The organism is Enterobacter chinensis, from assembly GCF_034008295.1.
GTDB lineage: Bacteria > Pseudomonadota > Gammaproteobacteria > Enterobacterales > Enterobacteriaceae > Enterobacter > Enterobacter chinensis.
In genome coordinates, this window is sequence record NZ_JARDVI010000002.1 from 540,352 (window position 1) to 565,062 (window position 24,711).

Here is a 24,711-nt window from a genome sequence, read left to right on the forward strand (position 1 = left end):
GTAGGCCCGGTAAGCGCAGCGCCACCGGGCGTTTTGTCGGGTGGCGGCTACGCCTTACCCGACCTACAGGGTCAACACCCCCTCCTGCCTGAACCGGCGTAATTCTGCTAATACCATTAACAGGATCCCGCCAACCATCGCCAGTACAAACCCGCTGCTGCTCGCCGACGCCACCGGGGTCATTATCGCCCCCAGGCCGCCGAGGATCGCCGCGCCAATGGCATCGCCAGTGACGTTCTGCGCGGTCCACAGGCCGTTGATGCGCCCGAGCATTCCTTCCGGCGTCTGGGTCTGGATCAGGGTGTACTGCAACAGCGAACTGATGGCGCTCAGCCAGCCGAAAATCACCAGGCACAACACGCCCAGCACCCACACCGGCATCAGGCTAAAGAAGCCAATGGCGATAAACGAGGCCAGCGTGGCAAGCAGCATAATCAACCCCGGCCGTGCGCTTTGCGCCAGGTTGCCGCTGGTCAGCGCCCCGCACGCCGCGCCGAGCGGAATGGCGGCGTAGAGAATGCCAATCTCCGAGGCGCTCATCTGCCACTCTCCCGCCAGCGCCGGGTACAGCACGCGCACCGCGCTCGCCATGGTCAGCAGGCCGCCGAGCAGCGCAATGCCGCCAATCAGCGGGTTGCTGAACAGAAAACGAATAGCGGCCATCAGCGATTTCAGCGGATGCTCGCGCGGCTGCGGCGGAGGTGGCAGGAGCGGCAGGCGCAGCAGCGTCAGCGTGGTGATAAAGGTCCCCGCCGCCGCCAGCCCGTAGTTCCACGCCACATTGCCCGTCGCCAGCAGCAGGCCGCCGACCATCGGCGAAATCACCGATCCCAGACGCACGGTAAGCATGGTAATGGCTCCCGCCTGCATCAGGTTTTCGCGCCCGACCAGCGTGGGCGTGGCCGCCAGCAGCGCCGTCACACCTAGCGAGGCAAAGAAGCCGTCCCACAGGCCAAGGACGTAAATGGCGATCAGCGACGGCTCCGGCAGCATGGCGTTCAGACACAGCCCGATAAAGCCCACTCCGCAGGTGCCGCGCGCCAGCAGGATCAGCTTTTTACGCTCGTAGCGGTCCGCCAGCACGCCGCCGATCATCAGGCCGATAAACATCGAGCCACCGGTTAAGGTGACGGATAACCCCACCAGCCAGCTGGAGTGCGTCATGGTCTGGATCTGTACCGGCACGGCCACGCCAAGCAGGCCAAGGGATAAAATGGAGATAAAGCGAGCGATAAAAACGGCGCGATACGCCGGGTGCGTTTTGAGCAGGCTGAGGTTGAGCAGCCAGGATTTTTGATTCATGACAAAGCCTTGAGTGTAATTCTACCCATTCCATGGACGCACATGCTAACATAGCCAAATAAGATAGATAACGATAATCACTATCATTATCAAATCATGGATGTTGCTATGTCGTTTCCCTCTTCTTCGGTGCGCGCCACTGCCGTGCCCGTTTTATTGCTGCTGTTGATCCTTGCGATTACGCTCAGTCTGCTGGTCGGCGCGAAGCCGCTGCCCGCGGCCGTTATCGTTGATGCGCTCACCGGCACCTGCCGGAGCGCCGACTGCGTTATCGTGCTCGACGCCCGCCTGCCCCGCACCCTTGCCGGGCTGCTTGCCGGTGGCGCGCTCGGCCTTGCCGGGGCGCTGATGCAAACCCTCACCCGTAACCCGCTGGCGGACCCCGGTATTCTCGGCGTTAACTCCGGCGCCAGCTTTGCCATCGTGCTCGGCGCGGCGCTGTTCGGGTTGACCTCACCTTCCGAACAGCTGGCGATGGCCTTCTGCGGCGCGCTGGCCGCCTCGCTGGTGGTGGCCTTTACCGGCAGCCAGGGCGGCGGCCAGTTGAGTCCGGTCCGCCTGACGCTGGCGGGCGTGGCGCTCGGCGCGGTGCTCGAAGGGCTGTCTAACGGCATCGCCCTGCTCAACCCGGACGTTTACGATCAGCTGCGCTTCTGGCAGGCCGGCTCGCTGGATATCCGCACCCTTGAAACCCTGAAAGTGGTGGCGACCCCAGTGATGATTGCCGCTGCTGTGGCGCTGCTTTTAAGCCGTTCGCTCAACAGCCTGAGCCTCGGCAGCGACACCGCTACCGCGCTTGGCAACCGCGTCGCGCGCACGCAGCTCATTGGCCTTCTTGCCATCACCGTACTGTGCGGCAGCGCGACCGCCGTGGTCGGCCCGATAGCCTTTATCGGCCTGATGATGCCGCATATGGCGCGCTGGCTGGTGGGAGCGGATCACCGCTGGTCATTGCCAGTGACGCTGCTTGCCACTCCTGCACTGCTGCTGTTTGCCGACGTGCTGGGCCGCCTGCTGGTGCCCGGCGAACTGCGCGTTTCGGTGGTCAGCGCCTTTATCGGCGCGCCGGTACTGATTTTCCTCGTGCGCCGTAAGCGCGGAGGTGGCGCATGATAGCCCCGTCCCGTCGGTTAATCATCAGCGTTTTCCTGCTGACCGTCGTCATTTTGCTGCTGGCGGTCTGGGGCCTGCGCAGCGGCGCGGTCACGCTCGACGTTGCCCAGGTCTTTAACGCCCTTACCGGCAGCGCACCGCGCACTATCACCCTGGTGGTGACGGAGTGGCGACTGCCGCGCGTGGCGATGGCAATTCTGGTGGGCGCGGCGCTCGGCGTCAGTGGTGCGATTTTCCAGTCGTTGATGCGTAACCCGCTCGGCAGCCCGGACGTGATGGGCCTCAACACCGGGGCCTGGAGCGGCGTGCTGGTGGCGATGGTGCTGTTTGGTCAGCACCTGACGGCCATCACTTTTACGGCGATGGCGGGCGGCATTCTCACTTCCCTGCTTATCTGGGCGCTTGCCTGGCGCAACGGTATCGACACCTTCCGCCTGATCATCATTGGTATCGGCATCCGCGCCATGCTGATGGCCTTTAATACCTGGCTCCTGCTGCAGGCCTCGCTGGAAACCGCGCTCTCCGCCGGGCTGTGGTACGCCGGCTCGCTCAACGGCCTGACGTGGGGCAAAACCTGGCCCGCCGCGCCGCTGATTTTGCTGATGTTTATCGGCGCGCTGCTGCTGGTACGGCGCATGCGGCTGCTGGAGATGGGCGACGACAGCGCCTGCGCGCTGGGCGTGGGCGTTGAGCGTTCACGCCTGATGCTGATGCTGGTGGCGGTATTACTGACCGCAGCCTCTACGGCCATCGCCGGGCCGATCTCGTTTATCGCGCTCGTGGCGCCGCATATCGCGCGTCGTCTTAGCGGGACGGCGCGCTGGGGACTCACTCAGGCGGCGCTCTGCGGCGCGTTGCTCCTGCTGGCCGCCGATCTCTGCGCCCAGCGGCTGTTTATGCCTTATCAACTTCCGGTGGGCGTAGTGACCGTCAGCCTTGGCGGGATTTACCTCATCGTCTTGCTCGTTCAGGAGTCACGCAAGAAATGACCGATACCACCACCCGCTTGCGCGGCGACAACCTCACCCTCGGCTACGGCAAAAAAATCATTGTCCGTGATTTAACCGTTGCGATACCTGACGGCCACTTTACGGCAATTATCGGCCCGAATGGCTGCGGTAAATCGACCCTGCTGCGCACGCTGAGCCGCCTGATGACGCCGGTTGAGGGCAGCGTGTTTCTCGACGGCGAGCAGATCCAGCGCTTCGCCAGCAAAGAGGTTGCCCGGCGCATCGGGCTGCTGGCGCAGAATGCCACCACGCCAGGGGACATCACGGTGCAGGAGCTGGTCTCGCGCGGGCGCTACCCGCACCAGCCGCTGTTTACCCGCTGGCGTAAAGAGGATGACGAGGCGGTCAACCGGGCGATGCGGGCGACAGGAATTACCGAGCTCGCCCTGCAAAGCGTGGATACCCTCTCCGGCGGGCAGCGCCAGCGGGCGTGGATCGCGATGGTGCTGGCGCAGGAAACCTCCATCATGCTGCTGGACGAGCCGACGACCTGGCTGGACATCAGCCACCAGATTGACCTGCTGGAGCTGCTGAGCGAGCTGAACCGTACGCAGGGATATACCCTGGCGGCGGTGCTGCATGATTTGAACCAGGCGTGCCGCTACGCCACGCATTTGATTGCGCTGCGCAACGGCGAGATTGTGGCGCAGGGTGCGCCAAAGGAGATTGTGACGCCGGAGCTGATCGAGCGGATCTACGGTATGCGCTGCATGATTATTGACGATCCGGTGGCGGGCACGCCGCTGGTGGTTCCGTTAGGTCGGCGGTAATTGCCGGGTGGCGGCTACGCCTTACCCGGCCTACGGGAGCCGAGTGTAGGCCGGGTAAGGCGTAGCCGCCACCCGGCGCTTTTGACGTTATCCCAATATCTCCCTCAATACCGGCCCAATCGACTCAAACGCCTGCGGTGAAATGATATCCACGTGGGCGCAATCCTGACTGTACACCTCAAGCTCCGCTACCCACGGCGACCACGCAACCTGCGGATCCATGGTGCGCGTGCGCTCGGCAACAAACAGCGTCGCTTTACCCTCAAACCGCGCGCTGTGCGCAGTAGTCAGCAGCCGCACCGCATCAGCGTAGTTGCCCTCAATGGCGTTAAACAGCTCGCTGGAGCCCTGCCCCTGCTGCGCGGCAATAAACGCCTGGCGCTCGCGCTCGATTTCCGCCAGCACCTCCGGGTCAAGGCCGTTGGCCTCTTTCTCCGCCCAGTTCTGGGTTTCCGGCGGCCAGGTATCCAGCAGGCCCAGGAACGCCACTTCTTCACCCAACTGGCAAAGACGCGACGCAATGCCCTGCGCCAGCGTGCCGCCGAGAGAATAACCGAACAGATAGTATGGCCCCTGCGGCTGTTGTATACGCAACGTGTTCAGGTGATGTTCGATCGCCCCATCCAGGTCCGCACACTGCTGCATTGGCCCGTCCGGGCGCGGCGACTGAATGCCCATGATGGACCAGCGCGGGCTGAGGTAGCGCGCCAGTACGCTGAACTGCCACGCAAAACCGGACGCCGGATGGAAGCAGAACAGCGTCGGACCGCTGCTTTCACGCAGCGGAAGAAGGGTTTCAAACCCCAGACGCTGAGCCTGCTCGTCGCTCATCTGCGAGTCCAGCAGCGCGCTGAGCTTGTTGACCGTGGAGGCGACCATAATCTGTCCCGGCGTAACCTTGCGGGCAAACGCGCGGCTAAGCTGTGCCGCCAGGCGCATCGCCAGCAGCGAGTGGCCGCCGAGGGCAAAGAAGTCGGCCTCAATGTCGTTGACCTCGCAGCCCAGCAGCGCCGAGAACGCCTGCGCCACGGCGACTTCGGTTTCGCTTTCCGGCGCACGTCCCGAGGTTTTACGGTTCAGTTCAGGCAGCGGCAGCGCCTTACGATCGAGCTTGCCGTTTGCACTTAACGGCAGTGCGCTGATTTGCAATAAGACCACCGGCACCATATGCGGCGGCAGCTGGGCTTTGAGCGATTCCAGCAGCGCGTCGCGGTCCAGCGGCAGACCCGATTCAGAGACGACGTATCCCACCAGCTGACGGGCATCGCCGCCGGTTGCCGCCGCCTGGTTGAACACGCAGGCGTGCGCCACGGCCTGGGCCACGTCCGGCAGCGACTGCATCGCCCGGTCGATTTCACCCAGCTCAATGCGCTGACCGCGAATTTTTAGCTGATCGTCGCTGCGGCCCAGATACTCCACCGCACCGTTGTCCAGCCAGCGGGCCACGTCGCCGGTGCGATACATCCGCTCGCCAGGGGCAAACGGATCGGCGATAAAGCGGCTGGCGGTGAGATCCGGACGGCCCAGATACCCCTGCGCCAGCTGAATGCCGGTGAGATACAGATCGCCCGCCACGCCGAACGGCACCGGGCGCATCATCGCGTCCAGAATACGCAGCCCCGTGTTCCACACCGGGAAACCGATCGGCACGCTATTGCCCTCCACCGCCGCCAGCTCAGGGCCATACGCCGGATACCAGCTGACGTCCACCGCCGCTTCCGTCGGGCCGTAGAGGTTATGCAGTGGCACATGGGTCAGATGTTCCCACTCGCGACACAGCTCCGTCGGCAACGCTTCGCCGCTGCAAAACACCTGTTTAAGCGTCCGGCAGCAGTCGACGTTTTCCGGCGTCAGCGAGGCGATAAACGCCGCCAGCATCGATGGCACAAAGTGGGTGGTGGTCACGCCGTACCGTGCGAAAAAGCTCTGCATCGCCTGCGGATCGCGGTGCGCGTCCGGCTCGGCCATCACCAGCTTCGCCCCGGCGATAAACGGCCACCAGAACTCCCACACCGACACGTCAAAGCTGCACGGTGTTTTCTGCGCCACTACGTCGCTCGCGTTCAGAGGGTAGCGATCCTGCATCCACTTCAGACGGTTAACGATAGCGGTATGGCCCACCATGACGCCTTTCGGACGCCCCGTCGAACCGGAGGTAAAGATGATGTACGCCGTCTGCTCCGGCTTCGCCAGCCGCATCGGTTCAGTACCCGCAGTCGGTAACAGAGTGTTGTAACTAAAGGTAGTCACCGGAAGATCGCTAAAGCGCGGAAGCTGCTCGTCGGTGGTGATCAGCAGGGACGGCTTCGCGTCCTCCAGCATCATCCGCAGACGGTCGTCCGGGTAGCCGGTGTCCAGCGGCAGCCACGCGGCGCCCGCCTCCACAATGCCGTGCAGCGCCAGCGTCAGGAACACCGAGCGCGGCAGGGCCACCGCCACGCTGTCGCCGGGCTTCACGCCGCGTTCGCGCAGTAAGTTTGCCAGCGCGACGACCTGCTCGCGCATCTGACGGTAGCTCAGCTCAACGTTTGCATCAGCCAGCGCGGGGGCGTCCGGCGTTTTGTTCGCCTGCTCCGCCACCAGCTCCGCGAGCGTGGTGGACGGCAGCGCCAGCCCGGTATCGTTGATGCACACAAGCTGCGCGTATTCCTGTACTGAAACGGTTTCCACTTCGCCGCAGCGCAGGTCCGGGTTGGCCGCAAACTGCATCAGCATCGCGTTCAGGCGCGCGACGTGGCGGGTGAGCGTTGCTTCATCGTAACGCTGTTTACTGGCGAGGATCTCAATGCGGAGATCGCCCTGCTCGTCCGGGAACAGCGCCAGCTCCAGATCGTTCACCGGGCCGGTCGCCAGCGTGTGGGTGATGGCCTCCACGCCGTCGATATCCAGCTGATAATCGAACATCTTTATGTTCAGCACCGGGCCAAACAGGGCTTCGTCGCCTGCGGCCTTCCCGCTGTCGCGTACGATCTGCTCGGCGTCGTAGCGCTGGTGGCGACGCATTTTTTTCAGCTGGTTAGCCAGGCGCAGCGCCAGCGCGGGCAGGCTCTCCTGCGGATTGATATTCACCGCCAGCGGCAGGACATTGAGCACCGGCCCGGTCGCGGTCAGCGCGGCGGAACCCATGCGACGCATAAAGATAAACCCGGCGGCGTAGTCCAGCCGTCCGGTGAGGCGCCCGAGCCACAGCGCCACCAGCGCAAGCGCAAGATCGGTGCGCTGCACCTGCCCTGCCGACTGCGCAAGCTGGCTAAAGGCACGGCCGTCGGCGGCAATTTTCAGGCGCAGAATATCGGTAGTGGCGGCGCGCCCCGGCAGCGGCGCGGAAGAGAGCGAGACCGGAGAAGGCAGCTGCTTGCGCTGCTCAGCCCAGAAGGCACCGTCGCGCGCGTATGCCTCGCTGTCGCGATAGCGCTGATACTCTTCCACCACCTCGGCAAACGGCGTGAACGGGGAGGTCGGCGTCGGTTCGCCCTTTTTCCAGGCGGCATAAATCGCGGCAATCTGACGCGTAATGGCCGGGAAGCTGAAGCCATCTACCACCAGATGATGATAGCGCTGGTACCAGTACCACTGACGCTCGCCGACCTGAATCAGCTGGTGAAACGCCAGCGGCTGGCCGCTGTCGACGCGCAGGTTCTGGTTGAGATCGGCTTCCATCAGCGCCACGGCGGCGGCGTGGGAATCAACGCGAACGATGGACGGCTCAGGCAGAATTAAGGTTTCATCCACCCACTGCCACACCTCGCCGTTGTCCTCATTGAAACGCATCCGCAGGGTATCGGCCTGCATCATGCCTTTCGCAATGGCTTTTGCCAGCAGCGGCGCGTCAATATCGCCGTTCAGTTCGGTGTAGTGCGCCACGCTCCAGGCGTTTGGCAATGTTGACAGCTGTTCCGCCATCCAGATCCCCGGCTGGGCGGCAACGAGAGGAAGACGATTCATGCGTTCCCCTCCGCAAAATGAGACGGTTCCAGCGTTTGCCAGCGTTCCGCCAGCCACTGCTGGCACGCGTCCTGCGATTGCGCTTCGCATACCACGCGCCACCCTGCCGGCAGCTCGCACTGTTGCGGCCACAGGCTGTACTGCCCCTGATCGTTTTGCAAAATGGCGAACTGTCCCTGCGGGTTATCGAAAGGGTTGCTGAATTCCATACAGACTCCGTTATTGAATAAGCGGCTGCCAGAGGGTCATCAGCCCCTGCGTCAGCCCTCCGCGCCAGCAAAGCGCGTCGTGCCCGCCGTCGACCTGACGCCAGTAAACCTGCTGCTGCGCGCATAGCTCGGCGTAAATCACCTGATTAGCATTGAAAATCAGCGGCTCGTTGCGCCCGGCCTCAAGGACGATGCGCAGCCCGCGCGCGGTTATCTCACCCGCTTTAAGTTGTTCGATTAACAGCCCTTCCTGCTTTCCGCCGCGGTGCGGCCACCAGTAGGAGCCGGACTGGCTCAGCACGCAGCCAAAACGCCGGGGCCAGTTCAGCGCGGCATAAAGGGAAGAGAGGCCGCCAAAGCTTTGCCCAGCGACCACGGTACGGTCGGCGCGGTCGCTGAACGGCGCGTGGTTTTTGACAAGAGGGAGAAGTTCCTCCTGTACCGCCCGCCAGAAATCGGGGTTACACGGCAGCTCGTGATTGCGATGCTCCATGTCGATCGCATCGATTAACACGTAAACGGCTGGCGGCAGTTTGCGCTCGGCGGTGAGCGACGCCAGCGCAGGCCAGACAGGCATGCTTTCAGCCCAGAATTGGCCGTCGAGCAGCACCGCCAGCGGGCGTTCCGGGTTATCGTCCCCGGTGGTGAAAATCCATACGCGACGGCGGTTTTTCAGGCGCGCGCTTTCCCATTCAATGCAGGCCGGCGCGTTGTGGAGCGTATCCGGATGATGCCAGCCCGGCTGAACCGGGGCTTCCGGCATCTCCAGCGCCGAGACGGCATGACCGCGGCCGCCGCGCCAGCTCTGCGGATTCAGCGGGTCAGACACCGCATGCGGCAGCAGTTTGCGCCAGCCTTCGCGCAGCGCCATGCGTTCCGGCTGCTGGCCTTCAAATACCGCGTCGGCAAAATCGTCTTCATTCACAGAGGGGATAAAACAGTAGCTCCCGCGCCACTCGGGGCTGAACTCGCCCTGCCACTGCCAGACGTCGGTATCCGGGATGCGTTCGAGGGACTGCGGGCGGGCATTTTGATGGTGATCGGTCACGCCGGTGATATAGAGCCAGACGCGTTTGATCGGTGACGAATGTTGCGTTCCTGCCGGGTCACGCCACCAGAACGTGACGCGATATTGTCTCTTTTCCGGTGTCCATTCAGGCCCTTTTTTCGACTGCCACCACGCTTCACTTCCCGTTGTTAACGTCGTCACCCTTATAACCTCATGTTTAACAGTCTTTTTTGTTTCAAGACAAACTTTATTGATAATATTATTGATAACTATTTGCATTTGCAATAGCGTAGTGGCCGCGCTGTGGGAAGCGCGCTCAAAAAACAATCATGCCCACTTGCGGGTGACACCATGCCGCCTCCTCTCCCCTTCGGGAATGGAGCCAGGGGATGCGGCGCGAAAAGCAGGACGTACAATGAATAAGAAGATTCACTCCCTGGCCTTGCTGGTCAACTTAGGGATTTACGGCGTCGCGCTGCCAGCCCTGGCAGACGACAACACCGCCTCCGCGCAGCACGAAGATACGATGGTTATCACCGCCGCCGAGCAGAACCTGCAGGCACCGGGTGTATCGACCATCACCGCCGATGAGATCCGTAAAAACCCGCCCGCGCGCGACGTGGCTGAAATCATCCGAACCATGCCGGGCGTTAACCTGACCGGGAACTCCACCAGCGGCCAGCGCGGGAATAACCGTCAGATTGACATCCGCGGCATGGGGCCGGAAAACACCCTGATCCTGATCGACGGCAAGCCGGTGACCAGCCGTAACTCCATCCGTCTGGGCTGGCGCGGAGAGCGTGATACGCGCGGCGATACCGGCTGGGTGCCGCCTGAGATGATCGAGCGCATCGAAGTAATCCGCGGCCCGGCGGCCGCACGCTACGGCAACGGTGCGGCAGGCGGGGTGGTGAACATCATCACCAAAAAGTTCGACGACCAGTGGCACGGCTCCTGGAACACCTACCTGAATGCGCCAGAACACAAGGACGAAGGTTCCACCAAACGCACCAACTTCAGCCTGAGCGGCCCGCTCGGCGGCGATTTCAGCTTCCGCATGTTCGGTAATCTGGACAAAACGCAGGCCGACGCGTGGGACATCAACCAGGGTCACCAGTCCGATCGTACCGGTGCCTACGCCGACACGCTGCCTGCAGGCCGCGAGGGTGTGGAAAACAAAGACATTAACGGCGTGGTTCGCTGGGACTTCGCGCCAATGCAGTCCCTGGAGTTTGAAGCAGGCTACAGCCGTCAGAATAACCTCTACGCCGGCGATACCCAGAATACCAACAACGACAACAGCTCCAGCGGCCTGGTGAAGAAAAACTACGGCAAAGAGACCAACCGTATCTATCGCCAGAACTTCGCGGTGACCTGGAACGGCGGCTGGGATAACGGCATCACCACCAGCAACTGGGCGCAGTACGAGCACACCCGCAACTCCCGTCTGGGCGAAGGGCTGGCGGGTGGTCTGGAAGGGCTGTTCAACAGCAACAAATTCACCGACACCGACCTGGCCGACGTGATGCTGCACAGCGAAATCAACCTGCCGATTGATTTCCTCGTCAACCAGAACCTGACGCTGGGCACCGAGTGGAACCAGCAGCGCATGAAGGACTCGACCTCCTTCACGCAAACCCAACAGGGCGGCACTATTCCGGGCGTGAGTAACGATCGAAGCCCGTACACGTCGGCAGAGATCTTCTCGCTGTTCGCCGAGAACAACATGGAGCTGACCGACAGCACCATGCTGACCCCGGCACTGCGCTTCGATCATCACACCATCGTCGGCAACAACTGGAGCCCGTCCCTGAACCTGTCGCAAGGTCTGGGGGATAACTTCACGCTGAAGATGGGAATCGCGCGGGCCTATAAGGCGCCGAGCCTGTACCAGACTAACCCGAACTACCTGCTCTACAGCAAAGGCCAGGGCTGCTACGCAAGCTCCGACGGCGTGGGCTGCTACATGATGGGTAACGACGATCTGAAAGCTGAAACCAGCATCAACAAAGAGATTGGCCTGGAGTGGAAGCGCGACGGCTGGCTGGCGGGCGTAACGTGGTTCCGTAACGACTATCGTGACAAGATTGAAGCGGGCTACGCGCCGATTGGCCACACCTCTTCCGGTAAGGTGCAGACCGATATCTACCAGTGGGAAAACGTGCCGAAGGCGGTAGTTGAAGGTCTGGAAGGCTCCCTGAACGTGCCGGTCAGCGACACGATTAACTGGACCAACAATATTACGTACATGCTGCAGAGCAAGAACAAGGAGACCGGCGACCGTCTGTCGATCATCCCGGAGTACACGCTGAACTCGACCCTGAGCTGGCAGGTCCATCAGGACGTGTCGCTCCAGTCAACCTTCACCTGGTACGGCAAGCAGCAGCCGAAGAAGTACAACTACAAAGGTCAGCCGGTAACCGGCTCGGAGAAAGACGAAGTCAGCCCGTACAGCATCGTTGGCCTGAGCGCGACCTGGGACATGACCAAAAACGTCAGCCTGACCGGCGGCGTGGATAACGTCTTCGACAAGCGCCAGTGGCGTGCGGGTAATGCCCAGACCACCGGAAATGCCACTACCGGTGCGTATATGTACGGTGCGGGAGCGTATACGTATAATGAGCCGGGTCGTACCTGGTATATGAGCGTGAATACGCGATTCTAGGTAAAAGCAAAACGGCAACCCCGTTGCCGTTTTTAGTGTTTGCTCCCTCTCCCTGTGGGAGAGGGTCGGGGTGAGGGCATCAGTCCGCGCTATTTGCTGATAGAGGAAAACCATGCACACCATCCACAGCACATTTTCTCTCGCCGGCCACACCGTCCATCGCGTCACCTTCGACCCCACCACCTTCACCGACACCGATCTCCTCTGGCTCCCCCACCACGCTGAGCTTTCAAACGCCGGGCGCAAACGCAAAGCCGAGCATCTGGCTGGCCGCATCGCCGCCGCCCATGCCTTACCTGACCATACCGTTTCCGGCATTGGCCCCAGCGGCGAACCGCTCTGGCCGGATGGGGTTTCAGGGAGCATCACCCACAGCGGCACACAGGCGATGGCGGTAGTGGTTCGTGCTCCAGATGCGCTGGTGGGTATTGATTGCGAAGCCATTCTTCCGGAGCGTGAAGCACGTGAAATCCAGGACGGCATCATTGATTCGCAGGAGGCAATGTGCCTGACGCGTTCGGACTACCCTTTCGCGCTGGGGTTGACGCTGGCGTTTAGCGCCAAAGAGAGTTTGTTTAAGGCCCTCTTTCCGCGGGTGAAGACGTACATGGGTTTTGACTGTGCCCGCATAACAAGACTCAATGAGAAAACACTTACGCTGGCACTGACCCGACCACAGGCGGAGTTTAAGGAAAACACGTTATTTACAGTTCACTGGTTACTTGATGGTAATCAAGTCATCACTTTGCTGTAACGCGCGTCAGGCATCGAAAATCTTTATTCAGCCACTATTTAAGTTCTTTTATTTCTCGCAATGCAAAAAACACTTTTTAGGAATATATCAATCTTCTTTTCCATTTCTGCAAGAGTAGGATAAAACCCCAATAATCATAACATTAAAATGGATTTATAATGCCGGTAAATGAACGCATTATTCCTACCTCAGGAACCCCGATTAACCCAGGCGGTATCCGACAACTCACCATCGGTGAGATAGCCCTCGCGAAGACGCTTTACGGTTACAGTATCCATTATCATCTGGTGTGGGTGCACAGGGAAAGTTATCTTCCTTTTAATCTCCAGCCTGTCGATATAGCGATGAGTCCCAATGGTGAAATGTGGTTTAGAGAAGAAACTTATTCACCTGATTTCTCATTAGAGGACGACTTAGTTAAGAAACATAGATTTATGCATGAGATGATGCACGTCTGGCAAACACAAAAGAGGATGTTTGTCAGGACCAGAGGATTATTTTCCGGTATTGCTGACTATACTTATAGCTTAGATAAAGTAGATTTATTGCATTATGGGTTAGAGCAGCAAGCATCAATTGTAAGTGATTACTGGTTATTGAAATACTTTGGTCTGGACAAAAATCAGAGTTTATTACAATACCGGGATCTGCATCTTAAAGAAACAATCTATTGCCTCCTGAATAAATACAAAACAGTTTTAAAAGGATTTCCCGGATGAAAAAACTGCTGTTTATTATTGCGATGTGTATTTCAATTACCGGTTGTCCCGGTGGTAAAAGAGCCCCCAAAACACGACTAACTTTTATTAACGGCAATCATATTTGTTTCAGCATAAATAAAAATGACATTTTGAAATATTATACAATTTACTCAAGCAAAGCCCATCAGATAAGCATACTGACGGGTTCCGGATACGGTGATTTAAACGCTTCCTATCCTGATACCTGTAAGAATATTAAATGGGAGAATGAACATACTTACGTAATTCACTACGGCTTAAATGACAAAGAATATGTACATCAGTTCGATATCGATAAAAATGGCAAGCTAATAAATTTAGGAGAACGATAATGTCACTACCCGCTTACCTATTTCTCTACGATGAGCACGGAATGCTCGTACAGGGCGAATGTATGATGCCAGGTCGAGAAGGTGCTATAGAAATCATGAACAGCAGCTACGGCATAAAACTAGCCGTCGATAGCCATACCGGAAATATGACCGGAACACGACAGCATGGCCCGTTTACGCTGCATAAGCAATTAGATAAAGTCAGCCCTTATCTTGCCGTTGCCGCTTGCGAGGGAAAACGGCTGCAGAAAGCCATCATCAAATATTATGAAATTATTGAAGCAGGAGCAGAAAGAGAGATCTACACTATTACGCTTGATAGCGTGGTAATCTCATCTTTAGATTTTACACATGTATACTATCCAGGTAGTTCTGCGCCTAACATGCATGAAGTAGTAGGCCTGCGATTTCGGGGCATTCAATGGAACTATGTGAAAGGAAATATCAGATATGATGATTCATGGATGAAACCTGCGCAGAAAGAAAAAACGAGCACATAACTATCCTGATTCATCTAATTAATAAACATTAATGTATGTGGCTGCTCAGAAATGCGATCCTGGCATTCCCAGGATCGCCTCGTGATATTTACCGCACCCCTTTTCCACTTTCGTTCACTGGCAAATCCCCCGTATCAATTAACGCTCCCGGAAACGTCTCCAGCCACTTCATCATCTTCAGTTTGTTGGTATACGTTGCACTGACACCTTCCAGACAGCCCCACAGCTCACGGGAATTTTGCGGCGTAATCACAATACAATCCGGCATCACGCGGATCTTCACTGCAATGCCCGCCCTGAAGCCGGCGCGGGTTAACCACTCACCGGATAACGGAAGATGGTTGCGCTCCATTCGAGTATAAAGTTCCACACAGGCGGAATCCGCCTCTCCTCTTTCATGAAGATACGCAGAGTGAACCGGCTCGTCATGCAACGCCCGGATGCGTTTTTTGCGTAGCTTTTCGCGATTTTCTTGCTGAATAGCTCATTCTGCATTTTCTGTTTGGGCAATAGCCCGCTCTGGCATAGAATTCTTCGCAGCCATAATCAACTCCTGTTTAGTTGTTTGTGGTTAGCGGTATGGAGGTGGTCGCACACCTTTGTACCGCGATTCCTTTTCTTACCTTTTTACATATTCTTTCAAGATCTCAGTGCTGGCTTAACTGCCGCTATTATACTGCCATGGATAAATGTACAGGGGTCGAATATTAGGGAAATGCGAGGCTGCTCGAATAAATAAAGAAAAATAAAATGGTGAATATAAAGAAAGGAAATATTGCCCTTCAGATCCAATGCTCATTAAACGCCTGATGGCGCTTCGCTTATCAGGCCTACGATAAACCGGTTTTGTAGGCCGGGTAAGGCATCGCCGCCACCCGGCATGAGGGCAGCGGCGATGCCTTTGTACGTTCTTCAGATCAAACCTCAAACATCCGGGAACATCACGCTATTCCCCGGCGCTTCCCTGTGCAGATGGATAAAGTTCAGGTGCCGTTCATACTGGTCCAGAATGTCCGTAATCACCTGCTCCTTGCTGTAATCCATCAGATCATTCCCCTGGCTCCCTTCCAGCAGGAAGGTCTCAAGCCGGTAGTAGGTCGACTTCCCGCTGCGCGCCCGGTAGGTAAAACCGGGCACCGAATACTGCTGCGGCCAGATCTGATAGACAAAGTTCTGCTCGTCGCCCATGTGTACCAGAAGATCCAGGTGCCCCAGGGTCTCGCCCTCCTCCGGCGGCAAGTTTTTCAGCTCCACGTACGCGCCGCGCAGCTTTAGCTCCTGCGCCACCTCTTCCATCGCCGGGAAGCAGACCGTCTCCATCATCTGTTTGGTGTAGCGCGTGCCCGGGTAGTTCATCAGGCGCGACAGACGTTTCTTCCAGCTCAGCCTGTCCTGCGCGCCCATCGGACGCGGCGCGGTGTCGCGGCTGGCGCTGACGCGGCGGTAGTCTTCCACCTTGAGCGATTTATACAGCCCGGCCATCACAAAGAAGATAACGAAGCTGAACGGTAGCCCCATTATCACCGTGGTGTTCTGCAGGGCGGAAATACCGTTGGTCATCAGCATGCCGAGCGTCAGCAGGCCGATGGCGACGGACCAGAAGATGCGCAGCCAGTTCGGCGCGTCGCTGTTGATGTCCTTGAGCTTCGAGGTGAAGTTGCCCAGCACCAGCGCGCCGGAATCCGCCGAAGTAACGTAAAACAGCAGGCCGGTAATGGTCGCCACGGACGCACTGAAGGTAAACGCCGGGTACTGCGCCAGCAGGCTGTAGAAGCCGCGCTCCGGATGCACCATCGCTTCCTGCGCGAAGGTCGCGTTGCCGTGAATGATCTCGTGCAGCGCGCTGTTGCCGAACACCGACAGCCACAGCAGCGTAAAGGTGAACGGGATAATCAGCGTGCCCATCACAAACTGGCGGATGGTGCGGCCACGCGAAATACGCGCCAGGAACAGGCCGACAAACGGCGACCATGCCACCCACCACGCCCAGAAGAACAGCGTCCAGTTATTCATCCACTCCACCGGACGGTCAAAGGCGAAGCTGTTCAGCGTCATGCCCATAAAGCGGTTCACGTAGTCGCCCACGTTCAGCACTAAGGCATTGAGCAGGAACGAGGTGTCGCCCATAAACAGCACAAACAGGATCAGACCCAGCGCCAGCGCCACGTTCAGCTCGGACAGCACGCGGATGCCTTTATCCACGCCCGACGTCACCGAGATGGTGGCGATAATGACGGAGAGCGCAATCAGCGCCGCTTTCGCCGCCATCGAATCCGGAATATCAAACAGCACGCTCAGCCCGTAGTTGAGCTGCACCACGCCAATACCGAGCGTGGTCGCGATACCGAAGATGGTACCGATCACCGCCGCGATATCGACGCTGTGGCCAATCGGGCCGTTAATCTTTTTGCCGAAAATCGGGTACAGCGCGGAGCGGATGGTGAGGGGCAAATTATAACGATAGCTAAAGTATCCGAGCGCCATGCCCATCAGGGCGTACATCGACCAGCCGGTTAGACCGTAGTGGAACAGCGTCCAGACCATCGCCTGGCGCGCGGCCTCCATCGTCTGCCCTGCCCCTTCCGGCGGCTGCATATACTGCGTGACCGGTTCCGCCACGGAGAAGAACATCAGGTCGATGCCGATGCCGGCGGCAAACAGCATCGCGGCCCAGCTCAGCAGGCTGAACTCGGGTTTTGACTGCTCAGGGCCGAGCTTTACGGAACCGAAGCGCGAGCAGGCAATGCAGACCACGAAGACGATATAGAGCGTCGCCGCCAGCAAATAGTACCAGCCGAAGGTCTTCGACACCCAGTTCAGGGTGCGCCCAATCCACTCGGCAGAAAAATCACGAAAGAAAATCGTCGTCAGGGAAAACAACAAAATCAGCCCGGCGGAAGTATAAAAAACGACCGGATTGATTTTGTCTTTTTCTCTGTCCTGTGAAAGGTCTGTCATCCAGTATCCCCACTGTTTTTGTAACTATTAAAATCCAAATCCGCAACAATTAAGACACATTTTATATTGAACGTCCAATCAAAAACCGCTTTAATGGTTAACCAACGCTGATGAATGGAGTGGCAACAATGCCCAAAGTGGGGATGCAGCCAATCCGGCGCAGGCAGCTTATCGACGCCACGCTGGAAGCAATAAATGAAGTGGGAATGCATGACGCGACGATCGCGCAGATCGCCCGTCGGGCGGGCGTTTCCACGGGGATCATCAGTCACTACTTCAAAGACAAAAATGGTCTGCTGGAAGCGACCATGCGCGACATCACCGGCCAGCTGCGCGACGCGGTATTGAGCCGCCTGCACGCCCTGCCGAACGGCAGCGCGGAGCAGCGCCTGCAGGCGATTGTCGGCGGCAATTTTGATGAGACCCAGATCAGCAGCGCGGCGATGAAGGCCTGGCTGGCCTTCTGGGCGAGCAGCATGCACCAGCCGATGCTCTACCGCCTGCAGCAGGTGAGCAGCCGCCGCTTATTATCAAACCTGGTGTACGAGTTCCGCCGCGAACTGCCGCGCAAACAGGCGCAGGAAGCGGGCTACGGGCTGGCGGCACTGATTGACGGACTATGGCTGCGCGCCGCCCTGAGCGGCAAACCGCTGGATAAGACGCTGGCCCAGTCGCTTACCAGCCACTTTATCAGCCAGCATTTACCGACCGATTAACCGAGGAGAATTTATGTCCCGAATGGCAGAACAGCAGCTTTATATCAATGGTGGTTATACATCGGCCACCAGCGGTCGCACCTTCGAGACCATCAACCCGGCCAACGGTGAAGTTCTGGCGACCGTGCAGGCCGCCGGGCGCGAAGATGTCGACCGCGCCGTGGAAAGCGCACAGCGCGGGCAGAAGATCTGGGCGGCGATGACCGCCATGGAGCGTTCTCGCGTTCTGCGCCGCGCCGTCGATATCCTGCGCGAGCGCAACGACGAGCTGGCAAAGCTGGAAACCCTCGACACCGGTAAAGCGTATTCCGAAACCTCAACCGTGGATATCGTCACCGGCGCGGACGTGCTGGAGTATTACGCGGGGCTGATCCCGGCGCTGGAAGGCAGCCAGATCCCACTGCGTGAGACCTCGTTCGTCTACACCCGTCGCGAACCGCTGGGCGTAGTGGCGGGTATCGGCGCGTGGAACTACCCGATCCAGATCGCCCTGTGGAAATCCGCCCCGGCGCTGGCGGCGGGCAATGCGATGATCTTCAAGCCGAGCGAAGTGACCCCGCTCACCGCGCTCAAGCTCGCGGAGATCTACACCGAAGCGGGCCTGCCTGACGGCGTGTTTAACGTCCTGCCTGGCGTAGGCGCGGAAACCGGCCAGTTCCTGACCGAGCATCCGGGCATTGCCAAAGTTTCCTTTACCGGCGGCGTCGCCAGCGGCAAAAAGGTGATGGCCAACTCGGCGGCCTCGTCCCTGAAAGAGGTGACGATGGAGCTGGGCGGTAAATCTCCGCTGATTATTTTCGACGACGCGGATCTCGATCTCGCGGCAGACATCGCCATGATGGCCAACTTCTTCAGCTCCGGCCAGGTGTGCACCAACGGCACCCGCGTGTTCGTGCCCGCTACGTTCAAGGCCGCGTTTGAGCAGAAAATCGTTGAGCGCGTGGGCCGCATCCGCGCGGGCGATCTGTTCGATGAAAACACCAACTTTGGCCCGATGGTCAGCTTCCCGCACCGCGACAGCGTGCTGCGCTACATCGCCAAAGGCAAAGAAGAAGGCGCGCGCGTGCTGTGCGGCGGCGACGTGCTGAAGGGCGAAGGCTTTGACAGCGGCGCGTGGGTTGCCCCGACCGTGTTTACCGACTGCACCGACGAGATGACCATCGTGCGCGAGGAGATCTTCGGCCCGGTGATGTCCATCCTCACCTACGAGACGGATGAAGAAGCCATTCGTCGCGCCAACGACACCGACTACGGCCTGGCGGCGGGGATCGTCACCACCGATCTGAACCGCGCCCACGGCACCATTCATCAGCTCGAAACGGGCATCTGCTGGATCAATACCTGGGGTGAATCCGCCGCAGAGATGCCGGTTGGCGGCTACAAGCACTCCGGCATTGGCCGCGAGAACGGCGTCATGACACTCCAGAGCTACACCCAGGTGAAGTCCATCCAGGTTGAGATGGGTAAATTCCAGTCCATATTTTAACCGGGAGGTTTATTTGCAATTTGACTACATCATTATTGGTGCCGGCTCTGCCGGCAACGTACTGGCGACGCGACTGACTGAAGAACCGAACACCACCGTGCTGCTGCTTGAGGCGGGCGGCCCGGATTACCGCATGGATTTTCGCACCCAGATGCCTGCCGCGCTGGCATTTCCGCTGCAGGGCAAACGCTACAACTGGGCGTACGAAACCGAGCCCGAGCCATACATGAACAACCGCCGCATGGAGTGCGGACGCGGCAAAGGGCTGGGAGGCTCGTCGCTGATTAACGGCATGTGCTACGTGCGCGGCAACGCGATGGATCTGGACAACTGGGCTAAAGAGCCGGGCCTGGAGCACTGGAGCTACCTCAACTGCCTGCCCTACTACCGCAAGGCAGAGACGCGCGACGTGGGCCCGAACGACTACCACGGCGGCGACGGTCCGGTGAGCGTCACCACCTCGAAACCAGGCGTGAACCCGCTGTTTGAAGCGATGGTCGAAGCCGGCGTGCAGGCGGGCTACCCGCGCACCGACGATCTTAACGGCTATCAGCAGGAAGGCTTCGGGCCAATGGACCGCACGGTGACGCCGCAGGGTCGACGCGCCAGCACCGCGCGCGGCTACCTGGACCAGGCCAAAAAACGCCCGAACCTGACCATCCGCACCCATGCCATGACCGATCGCATCCTCTTCGAAGGCAAACGCGCGGCAGGCGTCGAGTGGCTGGAAGGCGAAAGCACCATTCCGTCCAGAGCGACGGCGAATAAAGAGGTGCTGCTGTGTGCAGGCGCGATCGCCTCCCCGCAGATCCTGCAGCGCTCCGGCGTGGGCAGTGCAGAGCTGCTGAAGCAGTTCGATATCCCGCTGGTGCATGATTTACCCGGCGTGGGCGAAAACCTGCAGGATCACCTGGAGATGTATCTTCAGTACGAATGCAAAGAGCCGGTCTCCCTCTACCCTGCCCTGCAGTGGTGGAACCAGCCGAAGATTGGCGCGGAGTGGCTGTTTAACGGCACCGGCGTGGGCGCGAGCAACCACTTCGAGGCGGGCGGGTTTATCCGCAGCCGCGAAGAGTTCGAATGGCCGAACATTCAGTACCACTTCCTGCCGGTGGCGATTAACTACAACGGCTCCAACGCGGTAAAAGAGCACGGTTTCCAGTGCCACGTTGGCTCCATGCGCTCGCCGAGCCGCGGGCACGTGCGCATCGCGTCACGCGATCCGCACCAGCATCCGGCGATTTTGTTCAACTATATGTCTCACGAGCAGGACTGGCAGGAGTTCCGCGACGCAATCCGCATCACCCGCGAGATCATGCACCAGCCGGCGCTGGACAAATACCGTGGCCGCGAAATCAGCCCGGGCATTGACTGCCAGACCGACGAGCAGCTCGACGAGTTCGTGCGTAACCACGCCGAAACCGCCTTCCACCCGTGCGGCACCTGCAAGATGGGCTATGACGAGATGGCGGTGGTCGACGGCGAAGGCCGCGTTCACGGGCTGGAAGGGTTACGCGTGGTGGATGCGTCAATTATGCCGCAGATCATCACCGGTAACCTGAACGCCACCACCATTATGATTGGTGAGAAAGTTGCCGACGCCATTCGCGGGCGCGAGCCGCTGGCGAAGAGCACGGCGGCGTATTACGTGGCGAACGGCGCGCCGGTTCGTCAGATAACGCAGAAGGCATAATTGTCACGCCCTCTCCGTAAAGGAGAGGGTTTTCACTATTAAAGCGCGGGTAAACCGTTGCTGTAACCTATAAGAATTAACTATTACCCTGCAATACGTTTTATTATTTAAAACAGTGTTGACACTCTCTCCTGAACTCCATTAAGTTTTAATCGAAGATTATTTATCCCGACATATACAATATATTCAAATCCAGAATGAAGGGATTTTTCATTATTCTTTCATTCTTCCCTGCCTTTTATTTTCTGAATCACACAACAGTGAGATAAGATCATGAATAATAGTGCAAACAAGGTTGTCGTTATCACCGGTGCCAGCAGCGGGATTGGTGAGGCCATTGCCCTCCATTTAGCGAATAACGCGTTTTCGCTGGTGCTGGTGGCGCGCCGCCTGGACAGAATTAATGCCCTCGTGGACAGGATAATCCAGCAAGGCGGTAAGGCCATCGCCGTTAAGGCTGATGTGACCCGTCAGGACGAGGTTCAGCACGTAATTGACGCCGCCATCGCCGCCTACCAGCGCGTGGATGTGCTGATCAACAACGCTGGTTTTATGGCTATCGCCCCCCTTAGCGAGCTGAAAACCGACGAATGGGACAAGATGATTGATACCAATCTGAAAGGCGTGCTGTACGGCATCGCTGCTGCATTGCCGGTGTTCCAGCGTCAGGGAAGTGGGCACTTTATTAACGTTGCTTCGGTGGCGGGCATCAAGGTCCTGGCCCCCGGCGGCGTGGTGTACAGCGCGACAAAATTCGCCGTTCGCGCGCTAAGCGAGGGTCTGCGCCAGGAAGCCGGTAAAACGATTCGCACCACGCTTATCTCTCCCGGCGCGGTCGACAGCGAGCTGCAGTTCGGCAGCTCTGACGAAGAGAGTAAAAAATTTCTTCATGAGTTTTATAAGCAGGCTATTTCGGCTGACGCGATTGCCCGCTCCGTTTTATTTGCCATCGAACAGCCTGGCGACGTTGATATTAATGAAATTGTTGTTCGTCCGACGCAGGAAGAATTTTAGCATGCGTTAAATAATACTGAGTGAGGTGTCATTATGATTAAATCACTAACGTCCTTATCAGATTTAAATATGCGTTCGGGCGCTGATATTCTCCTTGAAGTGCTGGAGAGTGAAGGCGTGGAATATATTTTTGGCAACCCCGGCACCACCGAACTTCCGCTCATCGATGCTCTGCTTCGTCATGAAAATATTCACTATATTCTGGCCCTCCAGGAGAGCAGCGTGGTCGCCATTGCTGACGGCTATGCGAAAGCCTCCGGCAAAACCGGTTTTATCAATTTGCATACCGCCAGCGGTCTGGGACACGGCATGGGGAATCTCATAAACTCGCGGATCATGAAAACCCCGCTGGTGGTCACCGTCGGGCAGCAGGACACGCGGCACTACGTCCGCGACCCGCTTCTGTATGATGATATTGTTTCCATTGGTTCCCCGGTCATGAAATGGGCGCAGGAAGTCACCAGCGCCGACCAGCTCCCGGTGCTGGTGCGACGCGCATTTCACGCGGCCAGCTATCCTCCGGCAGGCCCGGTCCTGCTCTCTCTGCCGATGAACGTCATGGAAGAACTGAGCGACGCCGGGATACAAACGGCGTCCAGAGTGGACTATCACACCGTCGCGGGCTCGCTCGACGAGCTGGCGCAGGCGCTGAGCGAGGTCACCCCCGGCAGGATCATGATTGTGGCGGGAGATGAAGTTCACTCCAGCGGCTCGACGCAGGAGATTGTTCAGCTTGCCGAAGCGCTCAGCGCCCACGTTTACGGCTCCTCCTGGCCGCTGAATTTGCCTTTTCCCACGCAGCACGCGCTCTGGCGGGGCAACATGCCCACCACCGCAAGTGAAATCGCCAGCATCATCAACGCCTACGATGCCGTGTTTATCATCGGCGGCAGAAGCCTGATCACCATTTTGTATAGCGAGGGCGAGGCCATTCCGGCAACCTGTGCGGTGTATCAGCTCTCGGCGGATATGAACGAGCTTGGCCGCACGTATGCCACTCGCCTCTCGGTGATGGGGGACATCAAGCTCTCTCTGCACGACCTGCTGCCGAGACTGGACCAGCACCGGGCTGCCAGCAAGCTGCGCCACCAGCAATTGCTGGCTCAGGCGCGCGAGGAGCGGGAAAACGAGTGGCGGCAGCAGGAAGAACGCCTGGCCGCCGAACGGCTACGCCCGGCTATCTCCCCTATGGTGGCGGCCTGGGAAGTCATCCGCGCCATTCCGGCAGGCACGACAATTGTCGATGAGGCCATTGCCACAGCCAGACACGTCCGCAAGTTTATTTCCGATCGTCAGCATCAGCGGTATTACTTTATGCGCGGCGGCGGTCTGGGCTGGGGGATGCCCGCAGCAGTAGGTCACTCGCTGGGGCTGGGGCGTGAGCCGGTAGTGTGTCTGGTTGGCGACGGCGCTTCACTCTATTCACCGCAGGCACTCTGGACGGCAGCACACGAAGAGTTGCCCGTCACCTTTATCGTAATGAATAACCTGGAGTACAACATCCTGAAGAACTTTATGAAAGGACAGCCGGGCTACAGTTCGACAAAGCTGGGACGTTTTATCGGGATGGATCTGATTAACCCCCAAATTGATTTCCAGTCGCTGGGCACCGCGTTGGGCATCCGCTGCTGCCGGGTTACCCAGGCCGCGGATATCGCCACGGCGGTGACGCAGGGGCTGCAGTCTGGAAAAACCAATTTGATTGAAATTGCCATTTCCGCAGATTGATCGACCGTTTCAGATGTACCCTACACAACACTTATAAACGAAACGCCTCAAGCCGCTTAATCTGCCGCCCTTCGTCGTCAAAATTCTCCGCCGCCAGCCAGGCGCGCAGCTCCGCATCTCTTTGCGGCCATTCGCCGTCAATAATCGAAAGCATATCGCTGTCGCGGTTGCGACCTTTGCGCACCAGCTTCTGGCGCAGGCGCCCTTCCCAGACAAACCCGAGCCGCTCCGCCGCCTTACGCGACGCAATGTTCATCGAATCACACTTCCACTCCAGCCGCCGGTAGCCGTATTCGAAGGCATTTTTCAGCAGCAGCCACACCGTTTCAGTGCCGATGCGGGACCCTTTCATTTTGCGTGACCAGGTTACGTGACCAATCTCGACCGACCCCAGCAGCCGTTCGATGGCCATATAGCTCACCAGCCCCACGGCACGTTCGGTGCGTAAATCAATGACGGCAAACGGCACCAGCTCATCGTCCCTCACCTTCGCCATGACCCAGTGCGCGGTGGCCTCCACGCTCGCTGGCTGCATGCTGGCAAGCCACGTCCAGTCGCTGTCGTCGCCCAGGGCATACGCCTCATAGAGATCGGCCGCGTGGCGATCGGCATCCAGCACCTCCAGACGGCAGTACTGCCCGAACAGCGGCGCGCGGGTTAAGACGCGCGCGCCGGTCCAGCCAGGCACGATATCGTTAACGGTTTGACCATGTTGATTGATTTCTGGCACGGCGTTGACTCCCTGAAAGGTAAGGAGTTTGTTATAG

Annotated in this window: 19 protein-coding genes and 1 pseudogene; 13 read left to right on the forward strand and 7 right to left on the reverse strand. The window is 58.7% G+C overall.

Annotation, left to right across the window (positions count from 1 at the left end; all coding sequences use genetic code 11):
* Positions 1 to 63: 63 nt before the first annotated feature.
* Positions 64 to 1,302 (reverse strand): enterobactin transporter EntS, encoded by a 1,239-nt coding sequence (gene entS, locus PYW49_RS07550; RefSeq protein WP_320386112.1) that lies wholly within the window; start codon positions 1,300 to 1,302, stop codon positions 64 to 66.
* Positions 1,303 to 1,410: 108 nt separating this feature from the next.
* Here entS and fepD point away from each other — a divergent pair, with 108 nt between their 5' ends.
* Genes fepD through fepC form a run of 3 tightly spaced genes read left to right on the forward strand, consistent with a single transcriptional unit; the run spans position 1,411 to position 4,195 of the window.
* The gene (gene fepD / locus PYW49_RS07555; protein WP_320386114.1) at positions 1,411 to 2,415 is read left to right on the forward strand and encodes a Fe(3+)-siderophore ABC transporter permease; all 1,005 of its coding nucleotides are present in this window, start codon (positions 1,411 to 1,413) and stop codon (positions 2,413 to 2,415) included.
* Positions 2,412 to 3,404, forward strand: a complete 993-nt coding sequence (gene fepG / locus PYW49_RS07560; protein WP_320386115.1) for an iron-enterobactin ABC transporter permease — start codon at positions 2,412 to 2,414, stop codon at positions 3,402 to 3,404. Before fepD ends, fepG begins: the two co-directional genes overlap by 4 nt.
* Entirely contained in the window at positions 3,401 to 4,195 is a 795-nt protein-coding gene (gene fepC / locus PYW49_RS07565; protein ID WP_320386116.1) for an iron-enterobactin ABC transporter ATP-binding protein, read from the forward strand. The genes fepG and fepC overlap by 4 nt, the downstream gene beginning before the upstream one ends.
* 87 nt (positions 4,196 to 4,282) lie before the next feature.
* Here the strand turns inward: fepC and entF are convergent, their stop codons facing one another.
* The 3 genes from entF to fes are packed head-to-tail and all read right to left on the reverse strand — an operon-like array spanning position 4,283 to position 9,559.
* Positions 4,283 to 8,140: an enterobactin non-ribosomal peptide synthetase EntF gene (gene entF / locus PYW49_RS07570; RefSeq protein WP_320386117.1), complete on the reverse strand. Its 3,858-nt coding sequence runs from the start codon at positions 8,138 to 8,140 to the stop codon at positions 4,283 to 4,285.
* On the reverse strand, positions 8,137 to 8,349 hold the full coding sequence (locus tag PYW49_RS07575; RefSeq protein WP_134348485.1) for an MbtH family protein: 213 nt from the start codon (positions 8,347 to 8,349) through the stop codon (positions 8,137 to 8,139). Before PYW49_RS07575 ends, entF begins: the two co-directional genes overlap by 4 nt.
* Positions 8,350 to 8,359: 10 nt before the next feature.
* Positions 8,360 to 9,559, reverse strand: a complete 1,200-nt coding sequence (gene fes, locus PYW49_RS07580) for an enterochelin esterase (protein WP_320386118.1) — start codon at positions 9,557 to 9,559, stop codon at positions 8,360 to 8,362.
* A gap of 214 nt (positions 9,560 to 9,773) precedes the next feature.
* Between fes and PYW49_RS07585 the strand changes: the two genes are divergently transcribed.
* The 5 genes from PYW49_RS07585 (at position 9,774) to PYW49_RS07605 (ending at position 14,349) form a co-directional block, all read left to right on the forward strand.
* Complete coding sequence (locus PYW49_RS07585; protein ID WP_320386119.1) at positions 9,774 to 12,023, forward strand: TonB-dependent siderophore receptor; 2,250 nt, start codon at positions 9,774 to 9,776, stop codon at positions 12,021 to 12,023.
* Between the two features lie 112 nt (positions 12,024 to 12,135).
* Positions 12,136 to 12,777 carry an enterobactin synthase subunit EntD gene (gene entD / locus PYW49_RS07590; protein WP_320386120.1) on the forward strand — a complete coding sequence of 214 codons (642 nt, stop codon included), beginning with the start codon at positions 12,136 to 12,138 and terminating at the stop codon, positions 12,775 to 12,777.
* Positions 12,778 to 12,935: 158 nt separating this feature from the next.
* The gene (locus tag PYW49_RS07595; RefSeq protein ID WP_320386121.1) at positions 12,936 to 13,496 is read left to right on the forward strand and encodes a type IV secretion protein Rhs; all 561 of its coding nucleotides are present in this window, start codon (positions 12,936 to 12,938) and stop codon (positions 13,494 to 13,496) included.
* A complete protein-coding gene (locus PYW49_RS07600) occupies positions 13,493 to 13,849 on the forward strand; it encodes a putative T6SS immunity periplasmic lipoprotein (protein WP_320386122.1) in 357 nt (118 codons plus the stop codon). Before PYW49_RS07595 ends, PYW49_RS07600 begins: the two co-directional genes overlap by 4 nt.
* Positions 13,849 to 14,349 carry an Hcp family type VI secretion system effector gene (locus PYW49_RS07605; protein ID WP_320386123.1) on the forward strand — a complete coding sequence of 167 codons (501 nt, stop codon included), beginning with the start codon at positions 13,849 to 13,851 and terminating at the stop codon, positions 14,347 to 14,349. The genes PYW49_RS07600 and PYW49_RS07605 overlap by 1 nt, the downstream gene beginning before the upstream one ends.
* Before the next feature lie 88 nt (positions 14,350 to 14,437).
* On the opposite strand, the pseudogene PYW49_RS07610 reads toward PYW49_RS07605, so the two are convergent.
* Together PYW49_RS07610 and betT are read right to left on the reverse strand one after the other, a co-directional pair.
* Positions 14,438 to 14,893: pseudogene (locus PYW49_RS07610) on the reverse strand (SymE family type I addiction module toxin).
* Positions 14,894 to 15,273: 380 nt separating this feature from the next.
* Entirely contained in the window at positions 15,274 to 17,307 is a 2,034-nt protein-coding gene (gene betT, locus PYW49_RS07615) for a choline BCCT transporter BetT (protein ID WP_134348496.1), read from the reverse strand.
* A 128-nt stretch (positions 17,308 to 17,435) separates the two neighbouring features.
* Between betT and betI the strand changes: the two genes are divergently transcribed.
* From betI to PYW49_RS07640, 5 genes are all read left to right on the forward strand, one after another.
* Positions 17,436 to 18,023, forward strand: coding sequence for a transcriptional regulator BetI (betI, locus tag PYW49_RS07620; RefSeq protein ID WP_320386309.1), 588 nt, complete (start codon positions 17,436 to 17,438; stop codon positions 18,021 to 18,023).
* A gap of 13 nt (positions 18,024 to 18,036) precedes the next feature.
* Entirely contained in the window at positions 18,037 to 19,509 is a 1,473-nt protein-coding gene (gene betB / locus PYW49_RS07625) for a betaine-aldehyde dehydrogenase (protein WP_320386124.1), read from the forward strand.
* A gap of 13 nt (positions 19,510 to 19,522) precedes the next feature.
* Positions 19,523 to 21,202, forward strand: a complete 1,680-nt coding sequence (gene betA / locus PYW49_RS07630; RefSeq protein ID WP_320386125.1) for a choline dehydrogenase — start codon at positions 19,523 to 19,525, stop codon at positions 21,200 to 21,202.
* 273 nt (positions 21,203 to 21,475) lie between these two features.
* Complete coding sequence (locus PYW49_RS07635; protein WP_134348499.1) at positions 21,476 to 22,216, forward strand: SDR family oxidoreductase; 741 nt, start codon at positions 21,476 to 21,478, stop codon at positions 22,214 to 22,216.
* A gap of 33 nt (positions 22,217 to 22,249) precedes the next feature.
* Positions 22,250 to 23,944, forward strand: coding sequence for a thiamine pyrophosphate-binding protein (locus PYW49_RS07640; protein ID WP_320386126.1), 1,695 nt, complete (start codon positions 22,250 to 22,252; stop codon positions 23,942 to 23,944).
* Positions 23,945 to 23,975: 31 nt separating this feature from the next.
* Here PYW49_RS07640 and PYW49_RS07645 read toward each other — a convergent pair whose 3' ends face one another.
* Entirely contained in the window at positions 23,976 to 24,674 is a 699-nt protein-coding gene (locus PYW49_RS07645) for a GNAT family N-acetyltransferase (protein ID WP_320386127.1), read from the reverse strand.
* Positions 24,675 to 24,711 lie beyond the last annotated feature (37 nt).